Genomic DNA, 19,775 nt, shown 5'->3' with positions numbered 1-19,775 from the left:
TGCCGTTACCGACGATTTCCAAGGGAGATCAGGACGTGTCCCGTCAGGTGTTCCTCTACGACCCACCGGACCGCTTCGTGGCCGGCACGGTCGGGCTGCCTGGACGCCGTACGTTCTTCCTGCAGGCTTCCGCCGCAGGGCGCGTCACCAGCGTCGCCCTGGAGAAGACCCAGGTGGCCGCGCTCGCCGAGCGGATCGATGAGCTGCTCGACGAGGTCGTACGCCGTACCGGCGGCAATGCCCCCGTACCCGCCATGGCACCCTCCGACGTCTCCGACTCCGCGCCGCTCGACGCCCCGGTGGAGGAGGAGTTCCGGGTCGGCACGATGGCGCTGGCCTGGGACGGCGACGAACAGCGCATGATCGTCGAGGCCCAGGCGCTCGTCGAGCTGGACGCCGACAGCGACGAGGATCTCGCCGAGGCCGAGGAACGACTGCTCCAGGACGAGGAGAACGGTCCGCCGATGCTCCGCGTCCGGCTGACCGGTGCCCAGGCCAGGGCCTTCGCCAAGCGGGCCCTGGACGTGGTCAACGCCGGCCGCCCGCCGTGCCCGCTGTGCAGCCTGCCGCTCGACCCGGAAGGACACGTATGCCCGCGCCAGAACGGATACCGCCGCGGAGCGTGACGCCGGTCGATCTCCTCGCCAAGGGCGAGCTGACGGTGCTCGGGCGTATCCGCGAGGCGTCCAACGCGGTGCTCTACTGCTCCGTCGCGTACGAGGGCGAGCAGGCACACTGCGTCTACAAACCCGTCGCGGGCGAGCGGCCCCTGTGGGACTTCCCGGACGGCACGCTGGCCCAGCGCGAGGTGGCGGCGTACGAGGTCTCCGAGGCGACCGGCTGGGGCCTGGTGCCCCCGACCGTGCTGCGGGACGGCCCCTACGGCGAGGGCATGTGCCAGCTGTGGATCGAGGCGGACACGGACGGGACCGCGGCGCCGCTGCTCGCCCTCGTGGAGGACGAGGAGCCCGGTGACGGCTGGAAGGCGGTCGGCCTCGCCGAAGTCGGCGAGGGGGAGACCGCCCTGCTGGTGCACGCGGACGACGAGCGACTGCGACGGCTCGCCGTGCTCGACGCGGTGATCAACAACGGTGACCGCAAGGGCGGCCATCTGCTGCCCGCGCCCGAGGGGCGGCTGTACGCCATCGACCACGGCGTCACGTTCAACGTCGAGGACAAGCTGCGCACCCTGCTCTGGGGTTGGGCCGGCGAGCCGCTGCCCGCCCAGACGCTGGAGGTGCTCGGCAGGCTGGAAGAAGCCCTGATGGAGGGCGCGCCCCTCGCCACCCGGCTGGCCGAACTGCTCACTCTGGCCGAGACCGACGCCATTCGGTCCCGTGTGGGTGAACTGCGCCACACGGGCCGCCATCCGGAGCCCTCCGGCCAGTGGCCCGCGATCCCCTGGCCACCGGTCTGAGCACGGCACGAGACCGGCACGGGCACGGGCCGTGCGACCTCGGGCGCCGGTCCGTCCGGCCGGCCCGATCAGCCGGCGGCGCATCGCGCAAGAGCGCCCAACCGGCCAGGACCGCCCATCCGGTTCGTATGCGGAACCTCCATCCGGTTACGCTCATGACATGTATGCCTGGCCCGCTTCCGAGGTCCCCGCCCTGCCTGGCAAGGGCCGCGACCTCAGGATTCACGACACCTCGACCAATGGCCGAGTCACCCTCGAGCCCGGTCCCGTCGCCCGGATCTATGTCTGCGGCATCACGCCGTACGACGCGACCCACATGGGGCACGCGGCGACCTACAACGCGTTCGACCTCGTCCAGCGCGTGTGGCTCGACACCAAGCGGCAGGTTCACTACGTCCAGAACGTGACCGATGTCGACGATCCGCTGCTGGAGCGGGCGCGGCGCGACGGCGAGGACTGGGTCGGGCTGGCGGAGCGCGAGACGGCGCTGTTCCGGGAGGACATGACCGCCCTTCGGATGCTGCCGCCCCAGCACTACATCGGCGCCGTGGAGGCGATACCGGGCATCGTGCCGCTGGTGGAGCGGCTGCGTGACGCGGGGGCCGCGTACGAACTCGACGGTGACGTCTACTTCTCGGTCGAGGCCGATCGGCACTTCGGCGAGGTCTCGCGCCTCGACGCCGAGACGATGCGGCTGCTCTCCGCCGAGCGCGGCGGCGACCCCGACCGGCCCGGCAAGAAGAACCCCCTCGACCCGATCCTCTGGCTGGCTGCGCGTCCGGGCGAGCCGAGCTGGGACGGGGGCAGCCTGGGCCGCGGCCGGCCCGGCTGGCACATCGAGTGCGTGGCCATCGCCCTGGACCATCTGGGCATGGGCTTCGACGTCCAGGGCGGCGGCAGCGATCTGGCCTTCCCGCACCACGAGATGGGCGCCTCGCACGCGCAGGCACTGACCGGTGAGCACCCGTTCGCCCAGGCCTATGTGCACGCCGGGATGGTCGCCCTGGACGGCGAGAAGATGTCCAAGTCCAAGGGCAATCTGGTCTTCGTCTCGACGCTGCGCCGCGAGGGCGTGGACCCGGCGGCGATCAGGCTCGCGCTCCTCGCGCACCACTACCGCTCCGACTGGGAGTGGACCGATCAGGTGCTCCAGGACGCGGTCGAGCGGCTGGGGCGCTGGCGGGCCGCGGTGTCGCGGCCCGACGGACCCTCGGCCGAGGCGCTGCTCGACGAGATCCGCACGGCGCTGGCGGACGATCTGGACGCGCCCGCGGCGCTCACGGCCGTCGACCGCTGGGCGGCCCTCCAGGAGACCACGGGTGGCACGGACGAGGGAGCGCCCGGAGTGGTCTCGCGCGCGGTCGACGCGCTGCTCGGCGTCGCGCTGTGATCGCGCCACGAGGATCCCGCGCTTAGAGCCTGGGAAGACCCCGTGCCCAGGAGATACGGGAGCGGGGCGGTGCCGGTGAGGCGCCGCCCCGCTCTTGGGCCGTAACTGCCGTACGTCCCGGTCTTCCCGCTCCTGGTACGCGCGTTCAGTCCTCGGCGGAGCCGTCCTCGCCCTCGGGGCCCGCGTCCCCGTCAGGTCCCGGCTCCCCGTCAGAACCCTTGTCCGGCGCGGTTCCTGAGCCCCGTTCGGGACCCGGACCCGGACCCTGCTCGGGGCCCTTGCCCGTGTCGGGTCCGCCGCGCGGCGGCTTCTGCGGGCGGCGCCGGCCACCGGGCGTGTCACGCAGATAGGACGGGCCTTCACCGCTCTCCGAGGCATGGCTCGCCGGCCCCTGGCCGGGATCGCCGTCACGCCGCCGCAGATACCGCTCGAACTCCCTGGCGATGGCCTCGCCCGACGCCTCGGGAAGCTCCGCGGTGTCCCGCGCCTCCTCCAGCGACTGCACGTACTCCGCCACCTCGCTGTCCTCGGCGGCCAGTTGGTCGACGCCCAGCTGCCACGCCCGTGCGTCCTCGGCCAGTTCGCCCTGCGGGATCCGGAGACCGATGAGATCTTCCAGCCGGTTGAGGAGCGCCAGCGTGGCCTTCGGGTTGGGCGGCTGCGACACATAGTGCGGTACGGCGGCCCACAGACTCACCGCGGGCACCCCCGCGTGCGTACAGGCCTCCTGGAGGATGCCGACGATGCCCGTCGGCCCCTCGTACCGGGTCTCCTCCAGGTCCATCGTCCTGGCCAGGTCCGTGTCGGAGGTGACCCCGCTGACCGGCACCGGCCTGGTGTGCGGGGTGTCGCCGAGCAGCGCGCCCAGGATGACCACCATCTCCACGCCCAGCTCATGGGCGAAGCCCAGCAGCTCGTTGCAGAACGAACGCCAGCGCATGGACGGCTCGATCCCCCGGACCAGCACCAGATCGCGGGGCTTCTCACCGCCGACCCGCACCACGGAGAGCCGGGTGGTCGGCCAGGTGATCTTCCGCAGGCCGCCCTCCAGATAGACCGTGGGCCGGTTGACCTGGAAGTCGTAGTAGTCCTCGGCGTCCAGCGCCGCGAACACCTCGCCCTTCCATTCCCGGTCCAGATGCGCCACCGCGGTGGAGGCCGCGTCGCCCGCGTCGTTCCAGCCCTCGAACGCGGCCACCATGACCGGGTCGATCAGCTCGGGAACCCCGTCGAGCTCGATCACCCAGTGCCTCCTTCCGAAGTTCCCTCTTGTACGCACCAACCTTACGGCTTCACACCTGCCCGTCCGCAGCCCGTGCCCGGCCGGGTGAACTTCTCCGTACCGGGGCATAGCCCGAGGAGTCGTGGACTCACACCGACGATTCATCCGAGCTGTGATCGTAATTTTCGTCCCGGCCCTGGACGATCGGGCGCCCACGACGCTATACATCGGATGACCAAAAGAGATCCGATGTTCTTCTCAAGGGGCGTGTATGAGTCAGACCGTCACGGGATTCGAGGTTCATGACATCCGCTTCCCGACCTCGGAACAGCTCGACGGCTCCGACGCCATGAACCCGGATCCCGATTACTCGGCCGCCTATGTGGTCCTGCGCACCGACGACGGTGCCGAGGGACATGGCCTCTGCTTCACCATCGGGCGCGGCAATGACGTGACCGCGGCGGCCATCGGGGCGCTGCGCCCCTATGTCGTCGGGCGCCCGGCCCCGCGCACCGCCGCCGATCTCGCCGCGCTCTCCACCGAACTGACCCATGACTCGCAACTGCGCTGGCTCGGCCCGGAGAAGGGCGTGATGCACATGGCGGCGGGCGCCGTCATCAACGCCGCCTGGGATCTCGCGGCCAGGAGCGCGGGCAGACCCGTCTGGGAGTTCCTGGCCGCGATGACGCCGGAAGAGATCGTCTCGCTCGTCGACTTCCGCTATCTGACCGATGCCCTCACCCCGGACGAGGCGCTGGACATCCTGCGTGCCGCGGAGCCGGGGCGGGCCGAGCGCACCGCCCGGCTCCGGGCCGAGGGCTACCCCGCGTACACCACCTCGCCCGGCTGGCTCGGCTACGACGACGCCAAGCTGGTGACGCTCGCCGAGCAGGCGGTCGCCGACGGCTTCGAACAGATCAAGCTGAAGGTCGGCGGTGATCTCGACGACGACATCCGCCGGATGAAGCTGGCCCGCGCCGCCGTCGGCCCCGACATCCGGATCGCCGTCGACGCCAACCAGCGCTGGGACGTGTCCGAGGCGCTGCGCTGGATGTCGGCCCTCGCGCCGTACGAACCGCACTGGATCGAGGAGCCGACCAGCCCGGACGACATCCTCGGCCATGCCGCGATCCGGGCCGGCCAGCCGGTCAAGGTGGCCACCGGCGAGCATGTCGCCAACCGCGTCGTCTTCAAGCAGCTGCTCCAGGCCGGCGCCGTCGACTATGTCCAGATCGACGCGGCCCGCGTCGCCGGCGTCAACGAGAATCTGGCGATCCTCCTGCTCGCGGCCAAGTTCGGCGTGCCCGTCTGCCCGCACGCGGGCGGTGTCGGGCTCTGCGAACTCGTCCAGCATCTCTCGATGTTCGACTACATCGCCGTCTCCGGCAGTCTGGAGGGCCGGGTCATCGAGTACGTCGACCATCTCCACGAGCACTTCGCCGACCCGGCGGTGGTCGTCTCCGCGCGCTATCTGACACCGAGCGCACCGGGCTTCTCCGCCCGGATGCTCCCGGAGTCCATCGCCGCGCACAGCTATCCCGACGGACCCGTCTGGCAGGCCCGTCGCACCACCGAGGAGGCCGGCGCATGACCGCCGCGGAGTCAGGACAGACGCGGGAACTCGCGGGGCTGGGCGCGCTGGTGACCGGCGGCGCCTCGGGGATCGGGGCGGCGATCGCGACGCTGCTGCTCGCGCGGGGCGCCCGGGTCGCCGTGCTGGACCGGGAGAGCGCCGGAGCGCCCGCGGGAACGCTGGCCCTCACCGCCGATGTCACCGACGACACGGCGGTACGGGCGGCCGTGGACGCGGCGGCCGAGGAGTTCGGCGGGCTGCACACGGTCGTGTCCAACGCGGGGATCGGCGCCATCGGCACCGTCGCGGACAACCCCGACGAGGAGTGGCTGCGGGTCCTCGACATCAATGTCCTCGGCATGGTCCGCACCGCCCGGCACGCCCTGCCCCATCTGCGCCGATCGGCCGCCGAGCGGCCCGGCTGCGTCTCGATCACCCACACCTGCTCCATCGCCGCCACGGCGGGGCTGCCCCAGCGCGCCCTGTACAGCGCCAGCAAGGGCGCGGTCCTCTCGCTGACCCTGGCGATGGCCGCCGACCATGTCCGCGAGGGCATCCGCGTCAACTGCGTCAACCCCGGTACCGCCGATACGCCCTGGGTCGGCAGACTGCTCGACCAGGCCCAGGACCCCGCGGCCGAACGCGCCGCCCTCGAAGCGCGCCAGCCAACCGGACGGCTGGTCAGCGCGGACGAGGTCGCCGCCGCCGTCGCCTATCTCGCCGGCCCGGCCGCCGCCGCCGTCACCGGCACGGCGCTCGCGGTCGACGGCGGAATGCAGGGCCTGCGCCTGCGCCCCGCCACCTGAGCCGTACTCACGCACGCATGAGGGACAAAGGACGGGACAATCCATGCCGCGACACCCCGTGGGACGCCCCCCACTCCGTAGACTCCGTACGACCAGCGCCTCCGCCTGCGCCGTGCTCCTGGCCGTGACCGCCCTGGCGGGCTGCAACCGCGACCAGGGCCCTGACGCGGCGGGCGGCGGGAAGGTCGGTATCGACCTGCCGCGCAACGACAGTGACTTCTGGAACTCCTATCAGCAGTACGTCGAACAGGGCGTCAAGGACGGCGAGGTCGACGCGCTCTCCCTGACCAACTCGCAGAACGACATCGGCAAACTCGTCTCCAATGTCCAGGTCTTCACCGACCAGGGCGCCAAGGCCGTCGTCATGGCACCGCAGGACACCGGCGCGATCGCGGAGACGCTCCGGACGCTGAGCGAGAAGAAGGTCCCCGTCATCAGCGTCGACACCCGGCCCGACAAGGGCGATGTCTACATGGTGGTACGGGCCGACAACCGCGCGTACGGCCAGAAGGCCTGCGAGTACCTGGGCGAACAGCTCAAGGGCAAGGGCAAGGTCGTCGAGTTCCAGGGCGACCTCTCCTCCATCAACGGCCGTGACCGTTCCGAGGCGTTCAAGTCCTGCATGGACCAGAAGTTCCCCGGCATCGAGGTCTTCGAGCTGGCCACCGAGTGGAAGGGCGACGTGGCCTCGGCGAAGCTCCAGTCGACCCTGGCCGCCCACCCCGACATCAACGGCATCTATATGCAGGCGGGCGGTGTCTTCCTCCAGCCGACACTGGCCCTGCTGGAGCAGAAGAAGCTGCTCAAGGCGCCCGGCGAGGCGGGGCACATCACGATCATCTCCAATGACGGCATCCCCGAGGAGCTGGACGCGATCCGCGAGGGGAAGATCGACGCCACGGTCTCGCAGCCGGCCGATCTGTACGCCAAGTACGCGCTGTACTGGGCGAAGCAGGCGCTCGCGGGCACCACGCCGAAGGAGGGGCCGACCGACCACGACTCCACGATCATCAAGATCCCGAACGGCTTCGAGGACCAGCTCCCCGCGCCGCTGGTGACCAAGGAGAACGTGGACGACCCGAAGCTCTGGGCCAACCAGCTGGAGAAGAAGAGCTAGCCATGGAACAGCAGCAGCGGGCCCCCGCCGCGGTCCACGCGGAAGGCATCGTCAAGCGCTTCGGTCCCACCGTGGCGCTCGACGGTGTCCGGCTCACCGTACGGCCCGGCGAGTCCCACGCGCTCGTCGGCCGCAATGGCGCGGGCAAGTCCACCCTGGTCAGCGTCCTCACCGGGCTGCACAGACCGGACGCGGGCGAGGTGACCTTCGGCGGCGAGCCCGCGCCCGCCTTCGGGGACACCACGGCCTGGCAGTCCAAGGTCGCCTGTGTCTACCAGAAGTCGATGGTCGTGCCCGATCTGACCGTCGCCGAGAACCTGTTCCTCAACGACTACGGGGTGCGGGGATCCGGGCCCGGCGCCCGCCGCCTCATCAGCTGGCGGCGGCTGCGCGGGCAGGCACGCGAGCTGCTGGCCGGGTACGGGGTCGATGTCGACCCGGACGCCCGCGCCAAGGATCTCCCCGTCGAGCAGCGGCAGTTCGTCGAGATCGCGCGGGCACTGTCCTTCGGCGCCCGGCTCATCATCCTGGACGAGCCCACGGCGCAGCTCGACGCGCGGGGCATCCAGCGGCTCTTCGACAAGCTGCGGGAACTGCGCGACCAGGGCGTGGCGTTCCTCTTCATCTCCCACCATCTCCAGGAGGTGTACGAACTGTGCACCGCCGTCACGGTCTACCGGGACGCCCGCCATGTGCTGACCGCTCCGGTCGCCGAGCTGTCCAAGACGGAGCTGGTGACGGCGATGACCGGCGAGTCCGCGGGGACGGCCGTCGCCTGGCACGCCGCGCGCGCGGACGCGACCGGCCCGTCGGGCGCGAAGGGCGCGGACGACCCGGCAGCCGAGCCCGTACTGCGGACCGAAGCGCTGGCGCTGGAGGGCGAGTTCGAGCCGCTGGATCTCGCCGTGCTGCCCGGTGAGGTGCTGGGCCTGGCCGGAGCAGCGGCCAGCGGCAACACCGCGCTCGGCGAGACGCTCGCCGGGATGCGTACGGCGACCTCGGGACGGATATCCGTGCGCGGCCGTACGGTGAGGCCGGGCAGCGTTCCGCACGCGCTGGACGCGGGCATCGGATACATCCCCGAGGACCGGCACCGTCAGGGGCTCGTCCTGGACCGCAGCGTCGCCGAGAACGCCACGCTCACGGTCACCGACCAGCTCGGCCCGTGGGGGACCGTACTGCCCTCGCGGACCAGGGAGTTCGCCAGAGCCATGATCGCGTCGCTGGACATCAAGACCCAGGGCCCGGAACAGCCGGTCTCGGGGCTCTCCGGCGGCAATCAGCAGAAGGTCGTCGTCGCCCGCGCCCTGGCGCGCGGACCCAGCGCGCTGATCGCCCTGCGGCCCACGGCGGGCGTCGACGTCAAATCGAAGGACTCGCTGCTCGGCGTGGTGCGCAGGGTGGCGGACGAGGGCAGCGCGGCCGTGATCGTCTCGGACGAGCTGGACGATCTGCGGGTGTGCGACCGGGTACTCGCCCTGTTCCACGGGCGCGTGGTGGCTTCGTTCGGAAGTGGGTGGACCGACCGGGAACTGGTCGCCGCCATGGAAGGTGTGGGGGAGCGGGAATGACCGAGACGATGCGTCCGCCGGTGGCCGAGGAGGCCGACGGCGCGAGCCCGCTGAACCGGCTCCGGCTCATCCGGTGGAGCGACTTCTCGCTGGTGCCGGTGATCCTGGTGCTGATGGTGATCGGCTTCATCGTCTCGCCGGTCTTCCTCACCTCCAGCAATCTGATCAGCGTCGTCCAGCAGTCCTCCGAGCTGAGTCTGCTGGTGCTCGGCCAGGCGCTGATCCTGATCTGCGGCCGGATGGACCTGTCGCTGGAGTCGACGATCGGGATCGCGCCGGTCATCGCGATGTGGCTGGTACTGCCCTCCGAGGGCGGCCGGTTCGCCGGGCTCGACCTGCTGCCGATCTGGATGGCCATCCCCGCCTGTCTGCTGGTCGGCATGGCCATCGGCGTGGTCAACGGCTTCCTGATGCTGAAGCTGCGCGTCAACGGCTTCATCGCCACCCTCGGCATGCTCACCATGCTGCGCGGACTCCATATCGGCATCACCGAGGGCAAGTCGATCACCGATGTCCCGGAGTCCTTCCGGTACTTGGGCAAGACCGACTGGCTGGGCGCCCCCGCCGCCGTCTGGATCTGTCTGGCGCTCTTCGCGATCGGCGGCGCGACGCTGGCCTGGCTGCGGCACGGCCGCTCGCTGTACGCCATCGGCGGCAACCCGGAGGCGGCCCGCGCCGCCGGGATCCGGGTGGACCGGATCACCTGGATCGTGCTCGCTGTTGGCGGGCTGCTCGCGGCCTTCGCGGGCATCCTCTACACCGGCCACTACGGCTCGGTCGCGGCCACCCAGGGCAATGGCTGGATCTTCCAGGTCTTCGCCGCCGCGGTGATCGGGGGCATCAGCCTGAAGGGCGGGCGCGGCACGCTCTTCGGGGCGCTGACCGGGGTGCTGACCCTTCAGCTGGTGGTCAATGTGATGACGCTCGGGGGTGTGCCCGCGCTCTGGAACCAGTTCCTGAACGGCGCGATCATCATCGTCGCGCTGGTCATCTCGCGCTTCGCGAGCGGCGAGAAGCAGGACTGACCGGGCCATGGGGCCCGCCCGCCGAGGCGGGCCCCATGCGGAACCTCAGAGCGTGGATCTCAGCCACATCTCCACACTCGCGATATGGACCGTCGCCCAGGACCGGGCCGCTTCGGCGTCCCGGTCCCTGAGCGCCGCCAGGATCGCCCGGTGCTCGTGGAGCGTACGGCTGACCGCGTCCTCCTGGGTCAGCCCGCGCCAGATCCTGGCCCGGGTGGTGGGCCCGGAGAGCCCGTCCAGGAGCGAGCAGAGCACCGAGTTGCCCGACGACTGCACGATCCCCCGGTGGAACTCCAGATCGGCGGCGACCAGCTGCTCCACCGAGGGCCGCTCGCCCAGAGCGTCCAACTGGGCGCTCAGCGAGTCGAGTTCGGCCTCGGTTATCCGGGTGCTCGCCATCGCGGTGGCGGCCGGCTCCAGGATGCGCCGTACGGCCAGGAACTCCAGCACCGTGTCGTCCCGGTGGAAGTCCACCACAAAACTGAGCGCCTCCAGCAGCAGCTGGGGATCGAGGCTGGTCACATACGTGCCGTCGCCCTGCCGTACGTCGAGGATGCGGATCAGCGACAGGGCGCGCACCGCCTCGCGCAGCGAGTTGCGGGACAGCCCGAGCTCGGCGGCGAGTTCGCTCTCCTTGGGCAGCCGGTCGCCCGGGCGCAGCGCGCCGGAGACGATCATTCCCTTGATCTTCTCGATGGCCTCGTCGGTGACAGCCATGGGCGACCTCCATACATCCGATGTATCGGCCCCCATTATGCGTCCCCGAACGCCGAGGAGGGGCACCCCGGCAGGGAGTGCCCCTCAATTCGTACGAATATTCGCTCGGGAATTCGCCCGGCTATTCGCTCGGCGCCGCTCAGCGCCGCCCGGCGAGCAGCGCCTCGGCCCGGGAGCGGATGTCCTCCGTGTCCAGGCCGCGGATCGTCAGCGTCGTACGGCGGCGCAGTACGTCGTCCACCGTCTCGGCCCACTCGTGGTCCCGGGCGTAGACGACCTGTGCCCAGATCTCCGGCGCGTCCGGGTGGATCCGCTCGCCCAGCGCCGGGTACTCGTTCGCCAGCCGCACGATGTCGAAGGCCAGCGAGCCGTAGTGGGTGGCGAGATGGCGGGCGGTGTCCACCGCCATCGACGGGCCACTGCCGCCGCCGTCGATCAGCAGCCGGTGGGCGACCGCGTTCGGGCTGGCGATCCCCGGCAGCGGCAGCTTCTTCGGCAGCCGGGAGACGGGCTCCATGCCCTGGCCCAGGGGGTGGCCCGGCAGGGATTCCAGCTTGGCGAGCACCGTACGCCCGATATGGCGGAACGTCGTCCACTTGCCGCCGGCGACCGACAGCATGCCGCCGCGGCCCTCGGTCACCACCGTCTCGCGCCTGGCCTTGGAGGTGTCGCCCGGACCACCGGGCAGCACCCGCAGCCCCGCGAAGGAGTAGGTGATCAGATCACGGGTCAGCTGCTGGTCGCGGACCGAGAACGCCGCCTCGTCGAGGATCTGGTGGATGTCCTTCTCGGTGACCGCGACATCCCCGGGATCGCCCTCGTACTCCTCGTCCGTCGTACCGAGCAGCAGCATGTCCTCCCAGGGGAGGGCGAAGGTGATGCGGTACTTGTCTATCGGGGTCGCGAGCGCGGCCTTCCACGGGGCGGTGCGCCTGAGCACCAGATGCGCGCCCTTGGAGAGCCGGATGGAGGGCGCTGCGTCCGGGTTCTCCATCTTCCGCAGATGGTCGACCCATGGGCCGGTGGCGTTGAGCACGAGCCGGGCGTCGACGCCGAACTCCGTACCGTCCATCCGGTCCCTGAGATCGGCCCCTGTCACCCGCCCCTGGGTGAAGCGCAAGCCGGTGACCTCGGCGTGGTTGAGGACGGTGGCGCCCGAGTCGACGGCGGCGCGGACGGTCATCAGCGCCATCCGCGCGTCGTTCATCTGGTCGTCGCCGTAGACGGCCACGGCCTTCAGATTGTCCGTACGCAGTTCGGGCACGGCCTGCCGCGCCTTGGCCGGGCTGATCACATGGCCGACACCGTCACCGAACGCCGAGAGCGCGGAGTAGGCGAAGACGCCCGCGCCGAGCTTCGCCGCGCCGTGCGGTCCGCCCTTGTAGACCGGCAGATAGAAGGTGAGCGGATTGGCCAGATGCGGTGCCACCTGCCGGGACACCGCACGGCGCTCGAAGTGGTTCTCCGCCACCAGCTTCACCGCGCCGGTCTGCAGATAGCGCAGCCCGCCGTGGAGCAGCTTCGAGGAGGCGGACGACGTGGCGCCGGCGAAGTCGCCGCCGTCCACCAGGGCCACCCGCAGTCCCGACTGGGAGGCATGCCAGGCGGTGGAGATGCCCAGAATGCCGCCGCCGATCACCAGGAGGTCGTACGTCGCGTTGGACAGTTGATCCCGGGTCTCGGCGCGGGTCGGCAGGGAACCGCCGGCCGGGTGCGTCCCCAGGGCGGGAACGCGCTGCAGGGTGCTCATTCTTCACTCCTCTTCGGATCTCACCGGCTCACCGGTGCGTGAGCTGACGGTCGGTCAGCTGCTGTCGTCGTCGAGCCAGCCCATGGTGCGCTCGACTGCCTTGAGCCAGTTCTTGTACTCACGGTCGCGGGTGGCCGCGTCCATCCGGGGCGTCCACTCGGCGGCCCGGCGCCAGTTGGCGCGCAGCGCGTCGGTGTCCGGCCAGAAGCCCACGGCCAGCCCCGCGGCGTAGGCGGCGCCGAGGCAGGTCGTCTCGGCGACCATCGGGCGCACCACGGGGGCGTCGAGGACGTCGGAGAGCGTCTGCATCAGCAGATTGTTGGAGGTCATCCCGCCGTCGACCTTGAGCGAGGTCAGCTCGACGCCGGAGTCCTTGGTCATGGCGTCGCTGATCTCGCGGGTCTGCCAGGCCGTGGCCTCAAGCACCGCGCGGGCGATGTGCGCCTTGGTCACATAGCCGGTCAGACCGGCGATCACACCGCGGGCGTCGGGGCGCCAGTGCGGGGCGAAGAGACCGGAGAAGGCGGGGACGAAGTACGCGCCACCGTTGTCCTCGACCGACGACGCCAGGGTCTCGATCTCGGCCGCGGAGTTGATCAGGCCCATCTGGTCACGCATCCACTGCACCAGCGAGCCGGTCACGGCGATGGAGCCCTCCAGCGCGTACACCGCCTGCTCGTCCCCGATGCGGTAGCCGACGGTCGTCAGCAGGCCGTTGTACGAGTTGACCGGCTTGTGCGCGGTGTTCATCAGCATGAAGGTGCCGGTGCCGTACGTCGACTTGGCCTCGCCCTCGGCGAAACAGGTCTGGCCGAACAGCGCCGCCTGCTGGTCGCCGAGCGCGGAGGCGACCGGGATGCCGTCCAGAGCGCCGCCCTTGGCGTTTCCGTACACCTCGGCGGAGGAGCGGATCTCCGGCAGGATCGCGGCCGGCACCCCCATCGAGTCCAGGATCTTCGGGTCCCACGCCATGGTGTGCAGATTCATCAGCATCGTGCGGGAGGCGTTGGTGACGTCCGTGACATGCACCCCGCCGTCGGTGCCGCCGGTCAGATTCCAGATGACCCAGGAATCCATGGTGCCGAAGAGGATGTCGCCGCGCTCGGCGCGCTCGCGCAGCCCCTCGACATTGTCGAGCAGCCAGCGGGCCTTGGGCCCCGCGAAGTAGCTCGCCAGCGGCAGGCCCGTCTCGCGGCGGAAGCGGTCCTGGCCGACATTGCGGCCCAGCTCCCGGCAGAGCGCGTCGGTGCGGGTGTCCTGCCAGACGATGGCGTTGTGAACGGGCTCGCCGGTGTTCCTGTCCCAGAGCAGTGTGGTCTCGCGCTGGTTGGTGATGCCGATGGCCTTCACGTCGGCGGAGGTGATGCCCGCCTTCTCGATGGCCCGCGCCACGACTTCCTGGACGTTCGTCCAGATCTCCGTGGCGTTGTGTTCCACCCAGCCCGGCTTGGGAAAGATCTGCTCGTGCTCCTTCTGGTCGACCGCGACGATGCGGCCGTCCCGGTCGAAGACGATGCAGCGGCTGGAGGTGGTGCCCTGGTCGATGGCCGCGATGAACGGCCCCGTCCCGTGGGAGGAGGTTCCGGTGCTGATGGTGTCGCTCACGGTGTCTGCTCCTGTTCGATGCGGGGGTGAAGGGGGCTTACGCGAGGGCCCAGTTGTAGTAACCGCCCGCCAGCGCCGCGCCGATCAGGGGCGCGACCACCGGGATCCAGGCGTACGTCCAGTCGGAGCCGCCCTTGTTGGGCAGCGGCAGGAGCGCGTGCACGATACGGGGGCCGAGGTCCCGGGCCGGGTTGATGGCGTACCCGGTGGGGCCGCCCAGCGAGAGACCGATGGCCACCACGACGAACGAGGTGATCAGGACACCGAGCGTGCCGAGGCCGTTGCCCGAGTTGTTCAGGCCCTGCGTGAGGATCGCGATGACCAGGACGAATGTGGCGATGATCTCCGTCAGTACGTTCTGCAGTACGTTCCGGACCTCGGGTCCGGTGGAGAACACACCGAGCACCGGTCCCGCGCCGGGAGCCGTCTTCTGGTCCACGAGCCCTTCGACCGCGGGCTGCGCCGCGAGGATGTCCGGGTCGGTCAGATGAGCCTTGAACTGGCCCATGTAGGCCACCCAGACCAGGAAGGCGCCGATCATCGCGCCCAGCATCTGGGAGCCGACGTAGAGCGGGACATCGCCCCACTTGACGCCGCCCTCGATCGCGAGACCGAGAGTGACCGCGGGGTTGAGCAGAGCGCCGGAGAGGGGAGCCGACAGATACGCGCCGACCATGACGGCGAAGCCCCAGCCGAAGCTGATGGCGAGCCAGCCCGCGTTCTGTGCCTTGGACCGCTTGAGAACGACGCCGGCGACCACGCCGCCACCGAGGAGGATCAGCAGGGCGGTGCCCGTGACCTCACCTATGAAGATGTCGAAGTTGGACACCCGAGACTCCTTCGTCCAGGGAAAGACAAACCGCCGGCTCACACCAGTGGTCCGCGCCCTCGGGTGAGGGCTGACGGCCCTTGGCGTTGCCACACACTAACTCGTATTGCCGGTAAGTGTTCGACAATGCCGACCGTTGAACGGCAGTTTTATCCTGTGATGCAGCGTCGTCAAGGGTTCAGTGGCCGAAACCTCGATCAGTACCGATGATCCGGCATTCGGTTCAAAACCGCCCGGCGCCGATGTCCCTGGACACCGCGCGGGCGCATTCGCGGACCGCCGCGACCAGTTCGGAGCGCAGCTCGCCGGCCGGGCAGAGCCGCTCGACCGCGCCGGTGATGGCGATGGCGCCCACCGGCATCCGTCGCCGGTCGTGGATGGGGGCGGCCACCGCGGCCACGCCCTCCCAGGTCTCCTCGACATCGGCGGCCCAGCCGCGCGCCCTGGTCAGTTCGAGCACCGATTCGAACTCCGCCAGATCGGTGACGGTCCGCGCGGTGAAGTCCGTACGCTCGCCCTCCACCGCCTCGCTGTGCGCCACCGGGTCGTACGCCGAGAGCACCTTCCCCAGCGCGGTGGAGTGCAGCGGCTGCATGGCGCCCACCTCCAGCACCTGCCTGCTGTCGTCCGGGCGGAAGACATGGTGGACGATCAGGACGCCCTGCTGGTGCACCACCCCCAGATGGACGCTCTCCCCGCTGGACCTGGCCAGATCGTCCGTCCACACCAGGGCGCGGGAGCGCAGCTCGTGCACGTCCAGATAGCTGTTGCCCAGACGCAGCAGCTCGGCCCCCAGCTGATAGCGGCCCGAGGCGGCGTCCTGTTCGACGAAGCCCTCCGCCTGGAGCGTGCGCAGGATGCCGTGCGCGGTGCCCTTGGCCAGCCCTACCGAGGAGGCGATCTCGGACAGGCCGAGCCGGCGCTCGCCACCCGCGAGCAGCCGCAGCATCGCCGCCGCCCGCTCCAGCGACTGGATGTTCTTCGCCATCGGACCCGGACCTCCACTACGTTCGACAATGCTGAACACTATCGGTCGATGCCGACCTTCTCTCTCCATCGAGAGGATCTGTCAAGACCGCGCGCCCCGGATCTTTCCGTGGACAGGATGCCGTCCGCCCGCTGGGATGCCGCACCGTAACGGGGCCCGCCCGGCTACGCTGGCCGGGTGCGCCCTGCTCCAGCGGGCGCAAAGCCGACAGCCGTCGCAGCCCCGGGAGTACTTTCATGGCCTCGTCGCCGAGCCCGTCCACCGACAGCCGCACCCGTATCGAAGCCCTCCGTGAGGCGCTCGCCACCCGCGTGGTGGTCGCCGACGGCGCGATGGGCACGATGCTCCAGGCACAGGATCCGACGATGGAGGACTTCCAGAACCTGGAAGGCTGCAACGAGATCCTGAACGTGACGCGGCCGGACATCGTCCGCTCGGTCCACGAGGAGTACTTCGCGGTCGGCGTCGACTGCGTGGAGACGAACACCTTCGGTACGAACTACGCGGCCCTCGCGGAGTACGACATCCCCGAGCGGGTCTTCGAGCTCGCCGAGTCCGGCGCCAGGATCGCCCGGGAGGTCGCGGACGAGTTCACCGTCTCCACCGGGCAGCAGCGCTGGGTGCTGGGCTCGATGGGACCGGGTACGAAGCTGCCGACGCTGGGCCACGCCCCGTATCTCACCCTGCGCGACGCCTACCAGCAGAACGCCGAGGGCATGATCGCGGGCGGCGCCGACGCGCTGCTGGTGGAGACCACGCAGGACCTGCTCCAGACCAAGGCCGCCGTCCTCGGCGCCCGCCGCGCGCTGGCCGCCACGGGAACGAATCTGCCGATCATCTGCTCGGTCACGGTCGAGACGACCGGCACGATGCTCCTCGGCTCGGAGATCGGCGCGGCCCTGACCGCGCTGGAGCCCCTCGGCATCGACATGATCGGGCTGAACTGCGCCACCGGCCCGGCCGAGATGAGCGAGCACCTGCGCTATCTCGCCCGGCACTCCCGGATCCCGCTCTCCTGCATGCCCAACGCCGGCCTGCCGGTCCTGGGCAAGAACGGGGCGCACTACCCGCTGTCGGCCCCGGAACTGGCCGACGCCCAGGAGACCTTCGTCCGTGAGTACGGCCTGTCGCTGGTGGGCGGCTGCTGCGGTACGACGCCCGAGCATCTGCGCCAGGTGGTCGAGCGGGTGCGCGGGAAGGAGCTCACCGAGCGCGAGCCCCACCCCGAGCCGGGCGCGGCCTCCCTCTACCAGACGGTGCCGTTCCGCCAGGACGCCTCGTATCTGGCGATCGGCGAGCGGACGAACGCGAACGGCTCGAAGAAGTTCCGCGAGGCCATGCTGGAGGGCCGCTGGGACGACTGTGTGGAGATGGCCCGCGACCAGATCCGCGAGGGCGCCCATCTGCTGGACCTCTGTGTCGACTATGTCGGCCGGGACGGCGTCGCCGACATGGCCGAGCTGGCGGGCCGGTTCGCCACCGCCTCCACGCTGCCGATCGTGCTGGACTCCACCGAGCTGCCCGTGCTGCGGGCCGGCCTGGAGAAGCTGGGCGGCCGGGCCGTGATCAACTCTGTCAACTACGAGGACGGCGACGGCCCCGAGTCCCGCTTCACGAAGGTCACCGAGCTGGCGAAGGAGCACGGCGCGGCGCTCATCGCGCTGACCATCGACGAGGAGGGCCAGGCCCGTACCGTCGAGCACAAGGTCGCCATCGCCGAACGGCTGATCACCGACCTCACCACGAACTGGGGCATCCACGAGTCGGACATCCTCGTCGACTGTCTGACCTTCACCATCTGCACGGGCCAGGAGGAGTCGCGGGGCGACGGCATCGCCACGATCGAGGCGATCCGCGAGCTCAAGCGCCGCCACCCCGAGGTGGGGACCACGCTGGGCCTCTCCAATATCTCCTTCGGCCTCAACCCGGCCGCCCGTATCGTCCTGAACTCGGTCTTCCTCGACGAGTGCGTCAAGGCCGGACTGGACTCGGCGATCGTGCACGCCTCCAAGATCCTGCCGATCGCGCGTCTGGACGAGGAGCAGGTCAAGGCCGCGCACGACCTGATCTACGACCGGCGAAGCGAGGGCTACGACCCGCTCCAGAAGCTCATGGAGCTGTTCGAGGGCGTCAACGCCAAGTCGATGAAGGACGGCCGGGCCGAGGAACTGCTCGCCCTGCCGCTGGACGAGCGCCTTCAGCGCCGCATCATCGACGGCGAGAAGAACGGCCTGGAGGCCGATCTGGACGAGGCCCTGGAGACCCGGCCCGCGCTGGACATCGTCAATGACACCCTGCTCGAGGGCATGAAGGTCGTCGGTGAGCTGTTCGGCTCCGGCCAGATGCAGCTGCCGTTCGTGCTCCAGTCCGCCGAGGTCATGAAGACCGCGGTCGCCCATCTGGAACCGCACATGGAGAAGAGCGATGACGAGGGCAAGGGCACCATCGTGCTCGCCACCGTCCGCGGCGACGTCCATGACATCGGCAAGAACCTCGTCGACATCATCCTCTCCAACAACGGCTACAACGTGGTGAATCTGGGCATCAAGCAGCCCGTCGCCGCGATCCTGGAGGCCGCCGAGGAGCACCGGGCGGATGTCATCGGCATGTCCGGTCTGCTGGTGAAGTCGACCGTGATCATGAAGGAGAACCTGGAAGAGCTCAATCAGCGTCAGATGGCCGCCGACTACCCGGTGATCCTCGGTGGCGCGGCGCTCACCCGGGCCTATGTCGAGCAGGATCTGCACGAGATCTACGAGGGCGAGGTCCGCTACGCGCGCGACGCCTTCGAGGGCCTGCGGCTGATGGACGCGCTGATCGCCGTCAAGCGCGGTGTCCCCGGCGCCGTCCTGCCCGAGCTGAAGCAGCGCCGGGTCAAGGCCAGGCCGGCCACGGAGGTCGAGGAGCGGCCGGAGGAGGGCGCGGTCCGCTCGGACGTCGCCGTCGACAATCCGGTCCCGACGCCCCCGTTCTGGGGCACCCGCGTCGTCAAGGGCATCCAGCTCAAGGAGTACGCGTCCTGGCTGGACGAGGGCGCGCTCTTCAAGGGCCAGTGGGGGCTGAAGGAGGCCCGCAAGGGCGGCCCCAGCTACGAGGAGCTGGTGGAGAGCGAGGGCCGGCCCCATCTGCGCGGCTGGCTGGAGCAGATGCACACCCAGAACATGCTGGAAGCCGCCGTCGTGTACGGCTACTTCCCCTGCGTGTCCAAGGGCGACGATCTGATCCTGCTGAACGACGACGGTTCCGAGCGCACCCGCTTCACCTTCCCGCGCCAGCGCCGCGGACGGCGCCTCTGCCTGGCGGACTTCTTCCGCCCGGAGGAGTCCGGTGAGACGGATGTGGTCGGCCTCCAGGTCGTCACCGTCGGCTCGAAGATCGGCGCGGCGACCGCCGAGCTGTTCGAGGCCAACGCCTACCGCGACTATCTGGAGCTGCACGGGCTCTCCGTCCAGCTCGCCGAGGCGCTGGCCGAGTACTGGCACGCCCGGGTCCGCTCCGAGCTGGGCTTCGCCGGTGAGGACCCGGCCGAGGTCGAGGACATGTTCGCCCTGAAGTACCGGGGAGCCCGTTTCTCGCTCGGCTACGGCGCGTGCCCCGATCTGGAGGACCGCGCGAAGATCGCGGAGCTGCTGGAGCCGGAGCGCATCGGGGTCGAGCTCTCGGAGGAGTTCCAGCTCCACCCCGAGCAGTCCACCGACGCCATCGTGATCCACCACCCCGAGGCGAAGTACTTCAACGCGCGCTGACGCCTTCCCCACGCCCTGT

15 protein-coding genes are annotated in these 19,775 nt (G+C 70.1%); 9 read left to right on the top strand and 6 right to left on the bottom strand.

Translation table 11 applies throughout. The annotated features are described in order from the left end of the window. Positions 1–35: 35 nt before the first annotated feature. From M1203_RS20365 to mshC, 3 genes are all read left to right on the top strand, one after another. Positions 36–626: a DUF3090 domain-containing protein gene (locus M1203_RS20365; protein WP_249951178.1), complete on the top strand. Its 591-nt coding sequence runs from the start codon at positions 36–38 to the stop codon at positions 624–626. Next, positions 590–1,417, top strand: coding sequence for an SCO1664 family protein (locus tag M1203_RS20360; protein WP_249951177.1), 828 nt, complete (start codon positions 590–592; stop codon positions 1,415–1,417). The genes M1203_RS20365 and M1203_RS20360 overlap by 37 nt, the downstream gene beginning before the upstream one ends. 160 nt (positions 1,418–1,577) lie before the next feature. Further along, positions 1,578–2,807: a cysteine--1-D-myo-inosityl 2-amino-2-deoxy-alpha-D-glucopyranoside ligase gene (gene mshC, locus M1203_RS20355; RefSeq protein ID WP_249951176.1), complete on the top strand. Its 1,230-nt coding sequence runs from the start codon at positions 1,578–1,580 to the stop codon at positions 2,805–2,807. 145 nt (positions 2,808–2,952) lie between these two features. Here the strand turns inward: mshC and M1203_RS20350 are convergent, their stop codons facing one another. Then, a complete protein-coding gene (locus M1203_RS20350; protein ID WP_249951175.1) occupies positions 2,953–4,050 on the bottom strand; it encodes a PAC2 family protein in 1,098 nt (365 codons plus the stop codon). Positions 4,051–4,300: 250 nt separating this feature from the next. On the opposite strand from M1203_RS20350, the gene M1203_RS20345 reads away from it, so the two are divergent. The 5 genes from M1203_RS20345 to M1203_RS20325 are packed head-to-tail and all read left to right on the top strand — an operon-like array spanning position 4,301 to position 10,121. Beyond that, positions 4,301–5,620, top strand: a complete 1,320-nt coding sequence (locus M1203_RS20345) for an enolase C-terminal domain-like protein (protein WP_249951174.1) — start codon at positions 4,301–4,303, stop codon at positions 5,618–5,620. Further along, positions 5,617–6,408 (top strand): SDR family NAD(P)-dependent oxidoreductase, encoded by a 792-nt coding sequence (locus M1203_RS20340; protein ID WP_249951173.1) that lies wholly within the window; start codon positions 5,617–5,619, stop codon positions 6,406–6,408. The genes M1203_RS20345 and M1203_RS20340 overlap by 4 nt, the downstream gene beginning before the upstream one ends. A gap of 43 nt (positions 6,409–6,451) precedes the next feature. Beyond that, positions 6,452–7,525: a sugar ABC transporter substrate-binding protein gene (locus tag M1203_RS20335; RefSeq protein WP_249951172.1), complete on the top strand. Its 1,074-nt coding sequence runs from the start codon at positions 6,452–6,454 to the stop codon at positions 7,523–7,525. Between the two features lie 2 nt (positions 7,526–7,527). After that, a complete protein-coding gene (locus M1203_RS20330; RefSeq protein WP_249951171.1) occupies positions 7,528–9,096 on the top strand; it encodes a sugar ABC transporter ATP-binding protein in 1,569 nt (522 codons plus the stop codon). Then, positions 9,093–10,121 carry an ABC transporter permease gene (locus tag M1203_RS20325; RefSeq protein ID WP_249951170.1) on the top strand — a complete coding sequence of 343 codons (1,029 nt, stop codon included), beginning with the start codon at positions 9,093–9,095 and terminating at the stop codon, positions 10,119–10,121. The genes M1203_RS20330 and M1203_RS20325 overlap by 4 nt, the downstream gene beginning before the upstream one ends. 45 nt (positions 10,122–10,166) lie before the next feature. Here M1203_RS20325 and M1203_RS20320 read toward each other — a convergent pair whose 3' ends face one another. The 5 genes from M1203_RS20320 to M1203_RS20300 all read right to left on the bottom strand — a co-directional run bounded on the left by M1203_RS20320 (position 10,167) and on the right by M1203_RS20300 (position 16,010). Continuing rightward, on the bottom strand, positions 10,167–10,838 hold the full coding sequence (locus tag M1203_RS20320) for a FadR/GntR family transcriptional regulator (RefSeq protein WP_249951169.1): 672 nt from the start codon (positions 10,836–10,838) through the stop codon (positions 10,167–10,169). A 139-nt stretch (positions 10,839–10,977) separates the two neighbouring features. Beyond that, a complete protein-coding gene (locus M1203_RS20315) occupies positions 10,978–12,588 on the bottom strand; it encodes a glycerol-3-phosphate dehydrogenase/oxidase (RefSeq protein WP_249951168.1) in 1,611 nt (536 codons plus the stop codon). Between the two features lie 54 nt (positions 12,589–12,642). Beyond that, positions 12,643–14,193, bottom strand: coding sequence for a glycerol kinase GlpK (gene glpK, locus M1203_RS20310; RefSeq protein WP_249951167.1), 1,551 nt, complete (start codon positions 14,191–14,193; stop codon positions 12,643–12,645). A gap of 37 nt (positions 14,194–14,230) precedes the next feature. Further along, positions 14,231–15,022 (bottom strand): MIP/aquaporin family protein, encoded by a 792-nt coding sequence (locus M1203_RS20305; RefSeq protein WP_249951166.1) that lies wholly within the window; start codon positions 15,020–15,022, stop codon positions 14,231–14,233. Positions 15,023–15,245: 223 nt separating this feature from the next. After that, positions 15,246–16,010 (bottom strand): IclR family transcriptional regulator, encoded by a 765-nt coding sequence (locus M1203_RS20300; RefSeq protein ID WP_249951165.1) that lies wholly within the window; start codon positions 16,008–16,010, stop codon positions 15,246–15,248. A gap of 236 nt (positions 16,011–16,246) precedes the next feature. On the opposite strand from M1203_RS20300, the gene metH reads away from it, so the two are divergent. Continuing rightward, positions 16,247–19,756, top strand: a complete 3,510-nt coding sequence (gene metH / locus M1203_RS20295; RefSeq protein ID WP_249951164.1) for a methionine synthase — start codon at positions 16,247–16,249, stop codon at positions 19,754–19,756. The last annotated feature ends 19 nt before the right edge of the window (positions 19,757–19,775 follow it).

The sequence above is a fragment of the Streptomyces sp. 35G-GA-8 genome, from assembly GCF_023534745.1.
Classification (GTDB): domain Bacteria; phylum Actinomycetota; class Actinomycetes; order Streptomycetales; family Streptomycetaceae; genus Streptomyces.
Note: the sequence above shows the minus strand (reverse complement) of the source record. Positions and strands in the feature narration are given on the sequence as shown.